Origin of the sequence: Ferrimonas senticii DSM 18821, assembly GCF_000422665.1 — a bacterium.
In the GTDB taxonomy this organism is placed as follows: domain Bacteria; phylum Pseudomonadota; class Gammaproteobacteria; order Enterobacterales; family Shewanellaceae; genus Ferrimonas; species Ferrimonas senticii.
In genome coordinates this window covers 142,381-159,923 of the sequence record NZ_AUGM01000011.1, presented here as the reverse complement: position 1 = coordinate 159,923, position 17,543 = coordinate 142,381, and the positions used below count along the sequence as shown (strand labels likewise).

Below are 17,543 nucleotides of genomic sequence, written 5' to 3'. Positions count from 1 at the left end.
TCCCGATGCCGACTACAACGGCAGCGTTAGCTTTGATTACAGCATCAGCGATGGCAATGGCGGTACCAGCAGCGCCACCGCCACCGTCACCGTTAAACCTCTGAACGATGCCCCGGAGCTCAACCTTGTCAGCGTCAGCAGCTTCACCGAAGACAGCGGCGTTGCAGCTGGCGATGTGGTCGCCAGTTACACCACCTTTGATGCCGACGGCGATAAAGTGATCGTCTTCCTCACTGATGGCACCTATTACGCGCTCGATAACAACGGCAATGTGGTATTAACCCAAGCCGGTGCCGATCTGGTCAATCAAGGCCAAGAGCTGCCGCCATTTTTGCTGATCCCCAACGACGGAGAGCAAGATGGCCGACCGGTGATGGTCGAGCCAACGGTGAGCCCAGCCAACGACGCCCCCGAACTAACGATTACCACCGTCAATAATTTCATCGAAGACAACGGCGCTGACGTTGGTGATATCGTTGCCACATACATTACCAGCGACGAAGAGGGCGATACGGTTACCGTCACGTTAAGTGACACCACCCACTATGCCCTCGATGGCAATGGCAACGTGGTACTGACCCAAGCAGGACTGAACTTAGTCAATTCCGGCCAAGAGCTGCCCCCTTTCACCCTAACCCCAAGTGATGGCCAAGACAGTGGCGAAGCCCAACAGGCGGCTCCACAAGTTACCGCCAGCAATGATGCACCGGAAGTCAGTAGCAGCAACATCAGCGTCTTGGAAGAGAGCGGCGCCACCAACCTTGGCCTCACCGCTCCGACTGATGAAGAGAACGACAGCCTCACCATCACTGTTACCGGTCTACCGACTATTGGCACCATTACGCTGGCCGACGGCACCCCAGTGGTGACTGGCCAAGTGCTCAGCGCCGAGCAACTCGAAGGCTTGTTGTATCAAGCACCGGCTGACTACAACGGCAGCGATGCCGTTGGTGGCTTTGGCTATGAGGTGTTTGATGGCACCACCACCGTGAGCGGTAGCACCAGCATCAGCGTTACCCCAGTCGATGACGCCGCCGAGCTTATTGACGACCAGTTCAGCGGCGCTGAAGACAGCACCGTTACCGGCAACGTGCTCGCTAACGACAGCGACGTTGATAGCACACTGCAAGTGGCTAAGTTCACCATTGGCAATGATGCCACCGAATACCTCCCCGGCGACGAAGTCCCTATCCCCGGCATCGGTACCTTTAGCCTAAACGCCAACGGCAGCTTTGAATTTGTCCCCGACGCCAACTGGAACGGGGCGGTGCCTACGGTAACCTACACCACCAACACCGGTGACAGTGCCACACTGGCTATCGACATCACCGCCGTTGATGACCCAACTGATGCCGTCAACGACTTTGTCGAAGGCACAGAAGATCAAATGCTTAATGGCAATGTGCTAGCCAACGACAGCGATATCGATGACACCCTCAGCATTGCCAGTTTCAGTGTCGACGGCATCAATGGCAGTGCCCTGCCCGGTGAAAGTATCGAGATCGCCGGCGTAGGCACCATCACCATTGTGGCGAACGGCGACTTTACCTTTGAGCCCGCCGAAAATTGGACCGGTTTAGTCCCTGCAATTAGCTACGTAACCAACACCGGTACCGAGGCGATTTTGGGTATCGGGATCCGCGCCAGCAATGACGCGCCTGTCGCCGAAGATGATCTGGCCAGCACAGACGAAGATACCAGCGTCATCATTGATGTCCTCAGCAATGATTTTGACATCGACTTTAAGGATCAACCGACGGTTATCAGCGCCAGCAGCGCTGATGGGACTGTGGTCATCAACGACGATGGCACCCTAACCTTCACCCCTAATGCCAACTTCAATGGCACAGCAACCATCAGTTACACCGTTGAAGATCGTGAAGGTGCCACCGATAGCGCCACCGTTACGGTAACCGTCAATCCGGTCAATGACGCGCCTAATGCCGACAACAACAGCATCAACGTCGATGAGGATAGCGGTAGCACCCCACTTGGCCTAACCGCCCCAACTGACATTGATGGCGATAACCTCACCATCACCGTCACTGGCTTACCGACTATTGGCACCATTACGTTGGCAGACGGTACCCCAGTGGTGGCAGGCCAAGTGCTCAGCGCCGAACAACTCGAAGGCTTGTTGTATCAAGCACCGGCTGACTACAACGGCAGCGATGAAGTCGGCGACTTTAGCTATGAGGTGTTTGATGGCACCACCACCGAGAGTGGCGGCACCAGCATCAGCGTTACCCCAGTCGATGATGCCGCTGAGCTTACTGACGACCAGTTCAGTGGCGCTGAAGACAGCGTGGTTACCGGCAACGTGCTCGCTAACGACAGCGACGTTGATAGCACACTTCGAGTAGCTAAATTCACCATTGGCAATGATGCCACCGAATACCTCCCCGGCGACGAAGTCCCTATCCCCGGCATCGGTACCTTTAGCCTAAACGCCAACGGCAGCTTTGAATTTGTCCCCGACGCCAACTGGAACGGTGTGGTACCAACGGTTACCTACACCACCAACACCGGTGACAGTGCCACATTGGCTATCGACATCACCGCAGTGAATGACGCACCCAACGCCAATGACGACGATCTTACCGTTGCCGAAGATGGCGAACTTAGCCTCGATCTAACCGGCAACGATGGCGATATTGACGGTGACCTACTGATCATCACCCACATTGATGGCACCGCACTGACCGGCAATGCCCAAACCATTGACCTTAAGGATGGCAGCGGCAGTGTGATTGTGGCCGCCGATGGCAGCATCAGCTTTAAACCGGCGCAAAACTACGTAGGTGAAGCCACATTCGATTACGTCATCTCCGATGGCGAACTAAGCGACAGCGGCTCGGTCACCATCACCATCACCCCAGTGGATGACGCCCCAGTTGCCACCGATGACAGCGCTCAAACCACGGAAGAGACCGAGGTCACCATCAAGGTGCTGGACAACGACAGTCACCCCGATGGCGACACACTGACCGTCATCTCGGCCAGCGTTGATCCCGCCATTGGTAGCGTTACCGTACTCCCTAACGGTACCTTGCTATTTACGCCTGCGGCCAACTATTTTGGCTCGGCAACCATCGAGTACACCATTCGCGATGAAAACGGAGATGAGGCCAGCGCGACCGTCAGCGTCAATGTCACTCCGGTGGACGATCCCTCCGACTTGCGCTCTGATCTGGGCAACGCCGATGAGGACCACAGCGTCAGCGGCAACGTATTGGCCAACGATAACGATGTGGACAACGACCTCGCGGTGGTTGGCTTTAACATCGGTGGCGACAGCTATGGCGCCGGTGACACCGCCATCCTAGATGGCATCGGCGAGATCACCATCAACGCCGATGGTGGCTATACCTTTACTCCAGTTGAAAACTGGAATGGCACCGTGCCGCAGGTGCTCTACTTCACCAATACTGGCATGTCATCAACGCTGAATATCACCATTAATGCGGTCGATGACCCAGCCGAACTGAGCAACGACAGCATCAGCGGCCAAGAAGACACTACCGTCGACGGCAACGTGCTCAGCAATGACAGCGACGTCGACACCCTGTTGCTGGTCGATAGCTTTACCATCGGCGGCGACAGCACGGTCCATGCCGCCGGTGACAGCATCACCATTGACGGCATGGGTGAATTCACCTTAAACGCCAATGGCAGTTACACCTTTATCCCCGTTGCCAACTGGAACGGCGAGGTGCCGCCGATCAGCTATACCACCAACACTGGCGATACGGCGACGCTGGATATCACCATCGACGCGGTTAATGATGCGCCGATAAGCGAAAGCTTAATTGACAGAGATAGCCTAGATCATGAGGACATCAGCGTTGATATCAGCGCCAACTTTGACGATCTGGAAAGTGCGCTGCGCTTCACCGCCGACGGCTTGCCGGATGGTCTGACGATTGATCCCGACAGCGGCGTTATCAGTGGCCAGATCGCCAATGATGCTTCATCCACCGGCAGCTTTGAGGTCACCATTACCGCCACCGATGCCGACGGTCTTACCACCGAGCAAACCTTTACTTGGACCATCAGCAACCCGGCACCATTTGCCTTCGACGACAGCGCCAGCACCGAGGAAGACCGTAGCGTTATCATTGATGTACTTAGCAATGATTTCGATGATGACAGCTTTAGCATCACCGCCGCCAGTAGCCCCGATGGCAGCGTTACCATCAACGACGATGGCACCTTAAGCTTTACCCCTAATGCCGATTTCAATGGCACCACCAGCATCAGCTACACCGTCACCGATGCCGATGGCGCCAGCAGTACCGCGACGGTCGTCGTTACGGTTAAAGCGGATAATGCCGATGCGGTTATCAACGACGACAGCGCCAGCACCAATGAAGAGACTCCCCTCAACGGCAATGTGCTCAACAACGACGAGCAAGATGACGCCGCGCTCAATGTGGTTAGCTTTGAAGTCGGGGGGTTGCGCTACGACGCCGGCGCCAGCGCCAGCATCGATGGGATCGGCACCATCACCATCGACAGTGACGGCAGTTACCGCTTTGAGCCCGCGACCGACTTTAACGGCACGGTTCCAAGCATCACCTACACCACCAATACCGGCCAAAGCGCCACGCTTAACATCACCGTTGCCGCCGTTAACGATGCCCCCATCGCCCAGGACGACAACATCAACACCGACGAAGACAGCGCCGTCACCATCGACGTACTGGCCAACGACAACGATGCCGACAACGACAGCTTAACCATCACCGCCGCCACGGTACCGCCAGAGCAAGGCACCGTCGCCATCGTCGATGGCAAGTTGTTGTTTACCCCGGCAGCGAACTTCAATGGCAGCGCCACCATCAGTTATCAGGTCAGTGATGGTAACGGCGGCAGCGATAGCGCCCAGGTGACGGTGGTCGTTGAGCCAATCAATGACGTGCCGACCATCAGTTTGGGCGACGTTGCCGAATTTACCGAAGACAGCGGCGCCGCCGCCGGTGATGTGGTGGTTAGCTACAGCACCTTCGATGCCGATGGCGACGACGTTACCGTTACCCTTAGCGACACCACCCACTACGCCTTGGATGACAGCGGCAATGTGGTGCTGACTCAAGCTGGGGTTGACCTGATTAACCAAGGTCAGCCACTGCCACAGTTCACCCTGACGCCAAATGATGGCAGCGACAATGGCACTGCGGTTAGTGCAACGCCAACGGTCACCCCCGTTGACGATCCATCACAGTTGCTTGATGACAACGACAGCGGCCAAGAGAATCAAACTCTGACCGGCAATGTGCTCAGCAATGACCGCGATGAAGACACGCCGCTCACGGTCAACAACTTTAGCGTTAACGGCCAGACGGTCAGCGCCGGTAACAGCATCACCATCGTCGGTATCGGCGTAATTACCATCGCCGCTTCCGGCGCCTACGCGTTCGAGCCGCAAGCCGGTTGGGATGGCACCGTGCCAGCAATCACTTACACCACCAATACCGGTGCCAGCGCCAAACTCAACATCACCATCAACGGCAGTAATGACAGCCCCGATGCGGTCGATGACCGTTACCAAGTCAATGAAAACGGCTCCATCGCCCTAGATTTACTAAGCAACGACAACGATCCAGAGGGCTCGTCCCTAACCTTCAGCTACATCAATGGCATCGCCGTCACCGGCGCAGAACAAACCATTGCCATCAGCAACGGCACCATCAACATCGATGCCGATGGCAACATGACCTTTACCCCAGATCCCGGTTTCGCTGGTGATGTTAGCTTCAACTACACCATCAGCGACGGCAACGGTGGCGGCGACAGCGCCAACGTCGCGATCCGGGTTAACAGCGTTATCGCCAATGATGATCAAGCCAGCCAAGGCCAGTATCAGGTCGATGCCGACTTTAGCAATGGCGCGACCATCCCCACCGACAGTGATGGCAATCCACTGTTTACCATGACCGCCATCAGCTTCGATGGCAGTGAACAGATCGTCGGTGAGTTCAGCACCATCAGCGGTCAAGGGATCGGGGTTGGCGACAGCATCCGGCCACAAGGGCAAATCAACGATCAGATTGAATACGATCCCAGCAGTGGTCGTTCCGAAGGGATTAAGATCGAATTCAACGAGCTGGTTAGCCAAGTTGAATTCTCCGTTGCTCGCCTGTTTGCCAATGAAAATGGCGGCGAACAGGGCGTCTGGAAAGCCTATTACCAAGGGGAGTTAGTCGCCACTGAGGTGTTCTTTACCGAAAACGGTGCCACCTCCGGCAGCTACACCATTGATACCGGCGACATCGTGTTTGACACCCTAGTGTTCGAAGCCACCGAAAATCGCAACGGCAACGACGACGGCGGTGATTCCTCCGACTATCTGTTGACAGCGATCAGCGCCACTGGCGCCAACCTCGGCGATGGAGCCCTGATCACCGATGCCAATGGCCGGTTGCAGATCGACGATGCCAACAATGGCCTCTTGGCCAATGACAGCGATCCCGAAGGCGACCGCTTCAGTTTGACCCACATCAATGGCCAACCGGTAACCGACGGCCAAGTGATCACGCTAGACAGTGGCGCACAACTTACCATCAACAGCGATGGCACCTTTAGCTTTGACTCGCTGGGGATCTACGATGATCTGAGCGCCGGTCAAGTGGTCACCGAACGCTTTGAGTACAGCATCACCGACGAGCATGGCGCCACCAGCACCGCCACCGCCGAGATCAGCGTTATCGGCAACAATCGCGTTGGCAGCAATGACGACGACATCTTAACCGGCGGCGGTAATGACGACGTACTGATTGGTGATGCCGGCGGCTCAACCCCTGTCGAGGTGCCGCTGAACTACCACTACGCGGTGATGATCGACAGCTCCGGTTCACTGGATGATCAGCAACTGGCCGACATCCAAGAGGCGCTATTGGCGATGATCGATGATATGGCCGCGCACGACGGCAACGTCACCATCAAACTGATCGACTTCGACAGCCGCGTGAATAACCCCAACGGCGCTGCCACCGAATTTGATCTCGCCGATCCGGCGCAACTGGCGGCGGCCAAAGCCTACGTCAATGCGATGGACAACACCTCTGATGGCGCCACCAATACCGGTTGGACTAACTACGAGGCGGCATTCGCCGACGCCAACGCCTGGCTGAGCAGCAATCCAGCTGATGCCATCACCGAAAACCACGCCATCTTTATCACCGATGGCCAGCCCAACGCCTACATCGACAGCGACGGTAACTATCAATATGGCAGCGCCAGTGCCACCGCTTGGGGTGAATTGGTTGGCGCTGACGGCAGCGATGAACTGGCGCAACTGAAAACGCTGGTCAGCAGCTTGCAAGCGATCTCCATCGGCGTCGATGCCGACAGCATTCTTGCCAGCGGTGACAACCTAGTTGGCGATGTTGATGGCAATGGTGAACTGACCGCCAGTGAACTAATGAACTTCATCGACAGCGGCAACAATGCACTGTTATTGCAAGACAGCGCCGATCTTAAGCAGGCGCTGGGGTCGATCTTGGATCAGCAGTTGGCCTCGCTGGGTAAAGATCAGATCAGCGGCAACGATGGCAACGACATCATCTTTGGCGACAGTCCCAATACCGATGCGCTAGTGCAAGCGCTGGGACTCAATCCGGCGCACTACCCGGCAGGCTCGGGCTGGAAGGTGTTGCTCGATTTGGAAAACGATGCCGACCGCGATTGGACTCGCACCGACAGCCTCGATTACCTCCGCGCTAACCATCCTCAGTTGGCACAAGAAAACGTTTCGGTCACTGGCAACGTTCGCAGTGGCGGTGATGATCGCATCGATGCTGGTGCTGGGGATGACATCGTCTACGGCCAAGAGGGTGACGACACCATCATCGGTGGCCTTGGCAATGATCTGCTTAGTGGCGGCGTCGGCAAAGATACCTTTGTCTGGCATCAAGGCGATGCCGATGGCAGTACCGATATCATTAAGGACTTGGAACAGTTCGATAAGTTGGATCTGTCGCAGCTGTTGATTGGCGAAACCAACGCCACCATCGGCGACTATCTGAGCGTCAGCAGCGATGGCAGCGACACCACCATCCGCGTCGATACCGATGGCAGTGGCAGCAACGGCGATACGTTAACCATTGTGCTGGAAGGGGTCGACAGCAGCTTGGATGAGCTGGTCAACGATGGCGCCTTGGTGTTCGACAGCGATCTCGACAGCCAAAATGCCAATGCTGGTGCAGCCCTGCAAGTGGCACCGCAGCGGCCTGATGACACTTATCTGCCATAGGATGTAAGGGATGACAGATAGCCTCGCACGCAGCGTTACCGAATCCGCTTCTGGGCTTCCCCAAGAAGCGGCTGCGACGCCTGCAGCGCAAGCCAACACCAGCGCAGATTCACCACTGCTGGAGAATCTGCTGTGGTTGGCGCAGTTTTTTGAACAACGCGTAAATCGCAGCGCCATAACCGCCGGTTTACCGCTGCCCGGCGGCGATCTGCCGTTATCCCACTTTTCCCAAGCCGCTGAGCGTGCGGGGCTAGCCTGTCGCTCGCTGAGCCTACCATTAAGCCAACTATCCGCGCCGGCGCTGCCCTGTTTAATCGCCCTAGCGGATGACCCGCCAGTGGTGCTGTTGGCACTCAACCATGAACGCGCCACCCTGCTCGATCCGTTAACTCACGGTCAAATCGAGTGGTCACGCACTCGGCTAGAGCAGCAGTATTTGGGGCATCTGATTGCGGTCAAACCGAAACTGGCGCTGCTAGATCAGCCGGAGCAACAACCGCCGCCATCACAACACTGGTTCTGGGGACCGTTGCGCCGTACCGCACCGCTGTATCGCGACATCATCCTAGGGTCGTTGTTGATCAACCTGTTTGCGCTGGTGTCGCCGCTGTTCATTATGAACGTCTACGATCGCATCGTCCCCAATCTGGCCTACGACTCCTTGTGGGTGTTGGCAGTCGGTGCCGGGCTGGCCTATCTGTTTGATTTTGCCCTCAAGCAAGTACGAGCCAGCTTGATCGATTACGCCGGTAAGCAAACCGATCTGGCGGTATCACGCACCTTGTTTGCCAAGATCATGGGGCTGCAATTGCAGCACAAACCTGGGGCGACCGGCGCGCTGGCACGCAAGTTCAGCGATTTTGACAGCGTCCGTGAATTTATCGCCTCGACCACCATCGTCACCTTGGTGGATCTGCCCTTTTCACTGCTGTTTTTGCTGATCATCGGTTATGTCGGCGGGCCGTTAGTGTGGCCAGCGCTGATCGCCATCGGCTTGATGATTGTCATCACCGCCGCGCTGCAGCGGCAGATGGCGGCGGCCGCGCAGCAAGCCCAGCGCTTCGCCGATCTGCGCCATAACCATCTGTATGAATCGCTGATGGCGCTGGAAACCATCAAAACCAGCGGCGCTGAAGGCGCGGTGCAACACACTTGGGAGCAGCTGCAAGCCCACAACGCCGACTGGCAGATGCGCAGTCGGCGGCTGACCAACATCGCCAGCAACAGCGCCTCGTTTATCGTCCAGTTATGTTCGGTGATCACCGTGGTACTTGGGGTGTACTGCGTCGAAGCGGGAGTGATCTCCATGGGTGGGATTATTGCTGCGGTGATCTTAGGCAGCCGCGCCATCAGCCCAATGAGCCAACTGATCAACCTGCTTAGCCGCGCCCATAACGTCAAAGCCACCCTAGAGCAGTTGGACCAATTGATGCAGCTGCCGCAAGAGAGCGCCAGCCATAAGCACTACCCCGATCTTGGCCGTCTGCAAGGCAACATAAGCGCCGATAACTGGCAATTCAGCTACCCCGGCCAAGCACAACCGGCGCTGCGGGATCTCAACTTTACCCTAGCGGCGGGACAACGACTGGCGATCATCGGTCGCAATGGCTCTGGTAAATCCACTCTGGTTAAAGCCTTGCTCGGGCTGCTGCGCAGCGACCACGGCGGCCTGCGACTGGATAACCATGAAATCAAGCAACTGCACAGTGGCGCGCTACGGCAGCAGATCGGCTACGTGCCGCAAGAGATCAAACTGTTTCGCGGCACTATCGCCGACAACATCACCCTTGGCTGCCGCCACATCAGCGAAGCGCAACTGAAACTAGCAGTCGAGCGCAGTGGCGTTGGCCTATTTACCAACCTTGATAGCGAAGGCTTAAACCGTCAAGTCGGCGAAGCGGGGTTAGCGCTCTCGGCCGGCCAGCGGCAAGCGGTCGCGCTGGCGCGGGCGCTGTTGACCGATCCACCGGTACTGCTACTGGATGAACCAACCGCCAGCCTCGATGCCCGTGCCGAACTGCAGTTTATTCGGACCATCAAGCAACTGCCGCGCGATAAAACCCTGGTGTTAGTCACCCATAAACAAGCGCTGATGGAACTGGCCGATCAGCTGATGATCCTGGAACGCGGCCGGCTGGTGGCGGTGGGGCCGCGCCAGCAAGTGCTGCAGCGGTTACAGCAAAACAGCGGCGAGGCCAGCGCATGAACGATTTAAACGCCAACCGTTACCACTGGGACGAGCAACTGCTGGCGCAGCCGCCGATCTATCATAGGCAACTGATCTGGCTGCTGGCTGCACTGGTGTTTAGCTTCCTGCTATGGGCGGGGATCAGCACCATCGACGAGGTTACCCGCGGGGCTGGCAAGGTGGTGCCATCGTCGCAGGTGCAGGTGATCCAAAGCGTCGATGGCGGGGTGGTTGAACAGATCTTGGTGCGCGAAGGGATGCAGGTCGACGCCGGTAGCGCTTTGCTGCGGATCGACGCCACCCGCTTTGCCTCGGATCTGGCCCAGCGCGAGCAAGAAGCCTTGAGTCTGGCATTCTCGGTCGAACGCTTGCAAGCGCAACTGGGCAGCGTCAACGTTGGCCCGCAACAACTGACCATCAAACCGCTGCCACTGGCGTTCGCGCCAGCGCTGTTGGAACAATCCAGCACCTTGGCCGAACAGCAACGTGCCGACTACCAGCATCGACTCGAGCAACTGCAAAACCAATTGCAGATCCAAGCCCAAGCAATCAGCAAAAAAGAAAACGAACTGAAAGAGTTAGCCACCCGCACCAAAACCTTGGGGGTCAGCCTGCAGTTGGTGCAGCGGGAACTGGAAATCACCAAACCGCTGGCAGCGCGCGGCATTGTCTCGGAAGTGGAGCTGATCAAATTGCAGCGGCAAGCCAACGACGTTGCTGGCGAACTGGCAGCGCTGCGGCAACTGCGGCCATCACTGCTGCTGGAACGGGATGAAGCGGCACTGCAGCGGCGCGAGATCGCCTTGACCTTCTTGGCCGAAAGCCAAGCCGAACTGAACGAGCAAAGCGCGCAACTGGCGCGGTTAAATAAGGCCAACATCGGCGCCCAAGATAAGGTCGACCGCACGCTGCTGCTGTCGCCGGTGGCCGGTACCGTCAAGTCACTCAACATCAACACCATTGGCGGTGTGGTTCAGCCCGGCGAACCGCTGCTGGAGATCGTCCCCAGCGAAGATCAGTTGTTGATTGAAGCCAAAATTTTGCCAAAAGACATCGCCTTTTTGCGCCCCGGTTTGCCCGCCACCGTCAAGATCAGCGCCTACGATTTTACCCGCTACGGCGGCCTTAGTGGCACCGTTGAACACATCAGCGCTGACACCATCAGCGATGAAGAGGGCAACCCCTTTTACGTGGTGCGCATTCGCACCGACAGCAATCGCCTTGGCGACGGCGACAAGCCACTGCCAATCATCCCTGGGATGATCACCAGCGTTGACGTGCTGACCGGCGAAAAAACCATTTTGGCGTATCTACTCACCCCGCTGCTGCGGGCCAAAGAGAGCGCCCTTCGGGAACGATAACTTTAAAAACTTCAAAGGATGGAAGCAGTATGAAACGGTTTACCCGGCTAACGGCCCTGCGCCTTAGCACTGTTGTAACCAGTCTCGCCCTCAGTGGCTTGGCCTTTACTGGCGCCGCGCAGGCCAGCACCCTAGAGCAAGCGGTGGCGCACACCCTTGATAGCAACCCGCAGATCCGTCTGAGCTTCAACCGCTTTAAATCCAGCGAAGAGCAGGTCAACGCCGCCCGTGGCGGCTATCTGCCGCAGATCGATCTGTACGCCCGTGGCGGCTACGACTGGGCCGACATCCCCTCAGGCCGCAAGCAACAACCAGCGGATCACGATCTGGAACACAACCCAATGCAGTCCGGCATCAGTTTGTCGCAACTGCTCTTCGATGGCTTTAAAACCAACGGTGAAGTCGATCGCTTAGGCGCCGAAGCCGCCGCCGAACAGTGGACCCTGCTAAGCACCGCCGAAGACATCGCCCTTAACGCCGTTGCCCGTTACATCGGTTTGCTGGCCGCCCAGCAGCAGTATGAGTTGGCCGAGCACAACCTCGCCAATCACCAACAGGTGCACGACAAGATCAAACAGCGCAGCGATTCGGGTTTGGGATCCAGCGCCGACTTAGCTCAAAGCAGTGGCCGCTTGGCCCGCGCCAACGCCAATAAGATCGCCGCCTACAACAATCTGCTGGACGCCGAAAGCCAATACCGCACGGTGATCGATCTGGCGCCAGCTGATCTGACCATCCCGATGCCCGATTTCGATATGCTGCCGCAAAACTTAGAAGAGGCGCTCAGCAGCACCGCCGATCACCCGGTACTGAAAACCAGCCGCTTCGATGTGATCGCCGCCGAACATCAACGGGATGTCGCCAAATCCGATTACTACCCCACCTTGGAGCTGCGCTTGGATGGCAGTTGGGGCAATGAGATCAGTAACAGCGACGGCCACTACAATGACGCCAGCGCGATGCTAGAGGTGCGCTATAACCTGTTTGCCGGTGGCACCACCAAAGCCCGTGAACGCAGTGCCGCCTACCAACTTGGCAGCGCCAAGTCGATTCAAGAACAGGCCTACCGCCAAGTCACCGAAGGGATGAAACTGTCGTGGAGCGCCTACCAGCAACTGTCACTGCAGCAACAGTTTATCCGCCAACACGTTGAAGCCGCCAAACAGGCGCAACTGGCCTACAGTGAACAGTTCCGCCTAGGCCAGCGCAGTTTGCTGGATCTGCTGGATACCGAAAACGAATTGTTCCAAGCCCGTCAGGATTACATTCGTACCGAGATGGATCAGCTACTGGCCGCCTATCGGGTACTGAACGCCAGCGGCCGTTTGCTGGATTCACTGCGGATCACCCGCCCGCCGCAATGGCAGGCCGAGCGCGACTATCAATAGGATGATGACCATGAACACTTACCATAAACTGGGGCTCGCGCTGGCCGTGGCAGCACTTATCAGCGGTTGCAGCAGCAACGGCTTAGTCGACTGGCAAACCACCACGCAAGCCAATGATCTATCTGATAGCGATGGCGACGGGGTGATCTTGGCGCGAGAAGATTGCGTCGGCACCCTGCCCGGTGCCACCGTCAACAACGTCGGCTGTGGCGACGTCAGCCAGTTCACCGCCCGCAAAAAACTCAATGTGCTGTTTCCTAACAACAGCAGCGAAATCAACAGCCGCTTCTATCCAGAGATCGAGGCCGTTGCCGAGTTTATGAACCAATACCCCGGCAGTACCGTCACCATCGAGGGTCATTCCAGCAACGTTGGCAGCCGCGAGCTCAACCTAAAGCTGTCGGATCGCCGCGCCAATGCGGTTAAGCAGGTGCTAATCGACCAGTTTGGCATCGAAGCCGATCGGATTAGTGCCGTTGGCTATGGCTTTGATCGCCCTATTGATCCGGCCAACGATGCCCTCGCCCACAGTCGCAACCGGCGGGTGGTGGCCGAGATGGCCACCAAAGACAGCGCCGCATCGATGCGCTGGAACGTCTGGACCGTCGGCAAATAAGCCAGCCTGATACCGAGATTAAGCGTGAACCGCCGTATCGTTGCGCTTTGGTTGGCTTACTGCAGTGGCACCGGCCTGTTGGTCGGTGCCTTGGCACAACTGTCACCGCAATCTTGGCTAAGTCAGCCGGAATGGCAGCCGGCGCAGCAGGAGCGCTTGCTGCAATACTATGGCGAGGCGGCCGCGATCCGTTATCGCCACTGGCAGCAACTGGTTCGCGACCAACAGCAGCAACCAACGCGGCAGCAGCTGCAGGCGGTCAATCAGCATCTCAACCAGTATCAATTCCACGACGACAGTCTGCTGTGGCAGCAAAGTAACTATTGGGCCACGCCGCTGGAATTTATCGGCCGTGGCGGCGGCGACTGCGAAGATTTCGCCTTAGCGAAGCTTGTCACCCTACAACAACTGGGGATCCCTGCTGAGCAGTTACGACTGGTGTACGTCAAAGCCGAGACGCTCAATCAGCACCATATGGTGCTGGCATGGTACGCCAGCCCCAGCGCGGAACCACTGTTGCTGGACAACCTTAATGGTCAACTGCTGCCCGCCAGCCAGCGACCGGATCTGACCCCGATTTTTAGCTTCAGCGGCCAACAGTTATGGCGCGGTAGCGGTTCGCAGCGGCTGCAGGACACGCCCCCGCTCAACCTCTGGCAACAATTCCAACAACGACGTCAACTCGGCCAGATGCGGCCGCTCCCTTCTGGGCTAGGAGCCACCCCATGACTCTGTATAAACAGCTATCATCACTGATTTTTTTGGTATTCGGTTTGGTGGTTCTGGGCCTAAGCCTCGGCCAACTGCGCGAAGCACGCCAGTTTATCGACGCGCAGATGCAATCGGAGCTTAACAACAGCAGCCAAGCCCTAACCTTAATGTTGCAACCAGCGATGGAGCAGGCCGACAAGGTGGCGGCGCAGACGATGATCACCGCGCTGTTTGAAACCGGGCTATACCAAAGCATCACCCTGCATTGGCTAGCGGATGGCGAACAGCAGCAATGGCAACGGCCAGCGGGGCAAGATTCGGTGCCGCAATGGTTCCAACAATTGCCGCTGTTTCAGCCGCGCAGCCAAACCAGCACCATCGTCAGCGGCTGGCTGCAACTGGGTGAGCTAACCGTCACCAGTCATCGCGGCTTAGCCTATCAACAGATCTGGAGTTCGCTGTGGATCACCTTGCTGATCACCAGTGCGATGCTGCTACTGATGCTGACCTTAGCCAAGTGGTGGCTGCGCCACTTGCTGCGACCACTGGAGCAGATCCGAGTACGCGCCGGTAAGATTGCCGCGCGCCAATTTGAAGCCCCAGCGATCCAACCCAAGGCGAAAGAGTTAGCCGAGTTAGTTGCCTCGCTGAATCAGATGGAACGTAAACTGCAGCAGCAGTTTCTCGATCACCAGCAACTGGTCAGCCAGTTGCAACAGCAGTTGTTGACCGATGCCATCAGCGGCCTACCGAACCGCCAGCACCTTAATCAACGGCTCGACAGTTGGCTTGATAGTCACGGCACTGGGGCGCTGCTGTTACTGCAACTGCCACTGTTACAGCAATTAAAACAGCAATTTGGTTATCAGCTTAGGGATGAACTGCTGCAGCAGTTTGTGCGACAGTTGCGGCCACTAGCCAAGCAGCACCACGTCACCCTGTTTCGGATCAACTATCACGAATTGGCGGTTCTGGCAGAAAACATCGGCAGCCACGGCCAACAACTGCTGGCCGACGATCTGGTTAGCCAGCTGCAGCAACTCGAGCAAAGCTGTGGTCTGGCCAAGCCGAAGCCCAGCGCCATTGGTGCCGTCAGTCGCCAACCGCAACATCAACGGCAACAACTGCTGGCCGACGCCGATCAAGCGCTCACCCAAGCGCAACAGCAACACAGCCCACTGTGCTGGTTTGCCGAACTGACAGAGGAACCGTTATCGCATCATCAATGGCGAACGCTATTGAGCGGAGATTTGGCGCCGTTACTGCGGCTGTATCGGCAACCGGTGCTGGCGCAAGGCACGCATCACTGTGTCCACTATGAGCTATTCACCCGCTTAGACCACGCCGGGCAAGAGTATCGAGCCGAGCAATTTTTGCCTTATTTGCAACTGACCGATGCCACCATCGCCTTTGATCAACTGGTGATCCGCACGGTATTGGCACAGTTGGCCAACGCCCCTAATGGCCAACTGCCCTATGCCCTGAACCTCAGTGCGGCGGCGGTCAATCAACCGAGCTTTGGTCAATGGCTGTTAAGCCAACTGCGCGGCCAACACTACCCAGTGCAATTTGAGGTCAGCGAGGCGGCGGCACTGCATTGCAGCGATGCCCTGCTGACCCTGCGACGGCAGTTGGCCGAGGCGGGTTATCGCTGCGGCATCGACCACTTTGGCCGCGAGCTAACCTCACTGGATTACCTGTCGCAACTGCGGCCTGACTACCTGCGGCTTGATCTCAGCTTTGTCTGTAGCGCCAGCGACAGCAGCCACACTTTGGCACAAGCGTTATGTTTAACCGCATCGGGATTGGAGATTGAGGTTTACCTGACCGGCGTCGAACACACGGCGCAGTTACCACGCTGGCAGGAGGTGCCGCTCGCAGGTTATCAAGGCTTTATCGCCCCGCCAGAGCCGTTCGAGATGGCGACAGTACAGCCACAGTCTGAAGACGCGTCCTCGGCGACAACCTAAGCACTAAAAACTGAAAATGCGAAAAGGCCCTGTTCTTGCGAACAGGGCCTTCTCTGAATAGTGGGGTGGCTAACGGGACTTGAACCCGCGACAACCGGAATCACAATCCGGGACTCTACCAACTGAGCTATAGCCACCAACGGTGTTTTGTCTTTCGAACTTCTGTCGGCCAAAATAAATGGCGCGCCCAGAGGGATTCGAACCCCCGGCCTCACCCTCCGGAGGGGTGCGCTCTATCCAGCTGAGCTATGGGCGCGTTCCTTGACGCCGGCTATAGTACGTATTCGCCTCCCTGCCGTCTACGCCAATTTCGATTATTTTAACCAACCGAACAAAATTTGACTTGCTGGTTCATTTTACGCACCGATAGCTCACACTTTCTGACCACGACAGACTGCAATCGCAAATCGACACAATAGCTTAACCACTGTCGTGACCGCTCTCTCAGAACCCTAACGCAAGCTTAGTCGCGACTCGGACACTGCGGTAGCCTCTGTCCAATTTCACCCTATTTTAAGGATATTGGGGCCATGTTTAGCCGTCGCCAAGCCATCTCTCTTATCGGTGCTGCCGTTGCCGCTGCAGCCATCAGTGTGCCAGTGCAGGCCAGCACTGCGGTTGAAGAAGCCACCAAGCTGGTGCGCAAGTTCGTCTATTTTGACCACAGCGGTTTCCGCCTCGACAGCGGCAACGTCTGGTTGATGGAAAATCTGGTGATTGAAGAGTTTCATACAGGCTGGCAACGCTTCTTCGTGACCGGCGACTTCACCATTGCCAACAGCAAGCAAACCGCTGAGGGCATTCAGATCACCGTCGATTACGAACTGCTGGCCGCGGTCGACGGCAAGCTAGAAAAGCTGACCACCAATGAGATCGCTAAGCGCCAGCAGGTGACCTTCCACCTGACCCCAGACGGCAGCAAGATCACCGCCATCGATCACCCGCCTTATGTGTCGATCCACACCGCCGAAGCGATCTTCGATGCGGAAAAACAGCTGGATCAGATCCCGCTGCTGCATCAGCTGCAGAAATAGCAGCCGCATACCACAACGCCG

The 17,543-nt window shown here is 57.2% G+C and carries 8 protein-coding genes and 2 tRNA genes; 8 read left to right on the top strand and 2 right to left on the bottom strand.

Annotation, left to right across the window (positions count from 1 at the left end):
- From G506_RS0108580 to G506_RS0108550, 7 genes are all read left to right on the top strand, one after another.
- Positions 1–8,254, top strand: an 8,254-nt coding sequence (locus G506_RS0108580; protein WP_028116504.1) for an Ig-like domain-containing protein, incomplete at its 5' end; no start/stop codon positions are given.
- A gap of 10 nt (positions 8,255–8,264) precedes the next feature.
- On the top strand, positions 8,265–10,460 hold the full coding sequence (locus G506_RS19295; protein WP_035387171.1) for a type I secretion system permease/ATPase: 2,196 nt from the start codon (positions 8,265–8,267) through the stop codon (positions 10,458–10,460).
- Positions 10,457–11,803 carry an HlyD family type I secretion periplasmic adaptor subunit gene (locus G506_RS19290; protein ID WP_051202008.1) on the top strand — a complete coding sequence of 449 codons (1,347 nt, stop codon included), beginning with the start codon at positions 10,457–10,459 and terminating at the stop codon, positions 11,801–11,803. Before G506_RS19295 ends, G506_RS19290 begins: the two co-directional genes overlap by 4 nt.
- Before the next feature lie 29 nt (positions 11,804–11,832).
- Positions 11,833–13,191 carry a TolC family outer membrane protein gene (locus G506_RS0108565; RefSeq protein ID WP_028116503.1) on the top strand — a complete coding sequence of 453 codons (1,359 nt, stop codon included), beginning with the start codon at positions 11,833–11,835 and terminating at the stop codon, positions 13,189–13,191.
- Between the two features lie 10 nt (positions 13,192–13,201).
- A complete protein-coding gene (locus G506_RS0108560) occupies positions 13,202–13,807 on the top strand; it encodes an OmpA family protein (RefSeq protein WP_051202010.1) in 606 nt (201 codons plus the stop codon).
- A 24-nt stretch (positions 13,808–13,831) separates the two neighbouring features.
- Positions 13,832–14,536, top strand: coding sequence for a transglutaminase-like cysteine peptidase (locus tag G506_RS19285; protein WP_051202007.1), 705 nt, complete (start codon positions 13,832–13,834; stop codon positions 14,534–14,536).
- Positions 14,533–16,488, top strand: coding sequence for a bifunctional diguanylate cyclase/phosphodiesterase (locus G506_RS0108550; RefSeq protein ID WP_028116501.1), 1,956 nt, complete (start codon positions 14,533–14,535; stop codon positions 16,486–16,488). The genes G506_RS19285 and G506_RS0108550 overlap by 4 nt, the downstream gene beginning before the upstream one ends.
- A gap of 61 nt (positions 16,489–16,549) precedes the next feature.
- On the opposite strand, the gene G506_RS0108545 is transcribed toward G506_RS0108550, so the two are convergent.
- Both G506_RS0108545 and G506_RS0108540 read right to left on the bottom strand, forming a co-directional pair.
- Positions 16,550–16,625: transfer RNA gene (locus G506_RS0108545), tRNA-His, on the bottom strand.
- Positions 16,626–16,667: 42 nt separating this feature from the next.
- Positions 16,668–16,744, bottom strand: a tRNA-Arg gene (locus tag G506_RS0108540).
- Between the two features lie 274 nt (positions 16,745–17,018).
- Here G506_RS0108540 and G506_RS0108535 point away from each other — a divergent pair.
- The gene (locus tag G506_RS0108535; RefSeq protein ID WP_028116500.1) at positions 17,019–17,522 is read left to right on the top strand and encodes a hypothetical protein; all 504 of its coding nucleotides are present in this window, start codon (positions 17,019–17,021) and stop codon (positions 17,520–17,522) included.
- Positions 17,523–17,543: the final 21 nt, after the last annotated feature.

What these genes read in the sequence shown, in the direction of transcription:
- G506_RS19295 (WP_035387171.1), top strand. Translation starts at nt 8,265, where the DNA reads ATGACAGATAGCCTCGCACGCAGCGTTACCGAATCCGCTTCTGGGCTT.
- G506_RS19290 (WP_051202008.1), top strand. Translation starts at nt 10,457, where the DNA reads ATGAACGATTTAAACGCCAACCGTTACCACTGGGACGAGCAACTGCTG.
- G506_RS0108565 (WP_028116503.1), top strand. Translation starts at nt 11,833, where the DNA reads ATGAAACGGTTTACCCGGCTAACGGCCCTGCGCCTTAGCACTGTTGTA.
- G506_RS0108560 (WP_051202010.1), top strand. Translation starts at nt 13,202, where the DNA reads ATGAACACTTACCATAAACTGGGGCTCGCGCTGGCCGTGGCAGCACTT.
- G506_RS0108550 (WP_028116501.1), top strand. Translation starts at nt 14,533, where the DNA reads ATGACTCTGTATAAACAGCTATCATCACTGATTTTTTTGGTATTCGGT.
- G506_RS0108535 (WP_028116500.1), top strand. Translation starts at nt 17,019, where the DNA reads ATGTTTAGCCGTCGCCAAGCCATCTCTCTTATCGGTGCTGCCGTTGCC.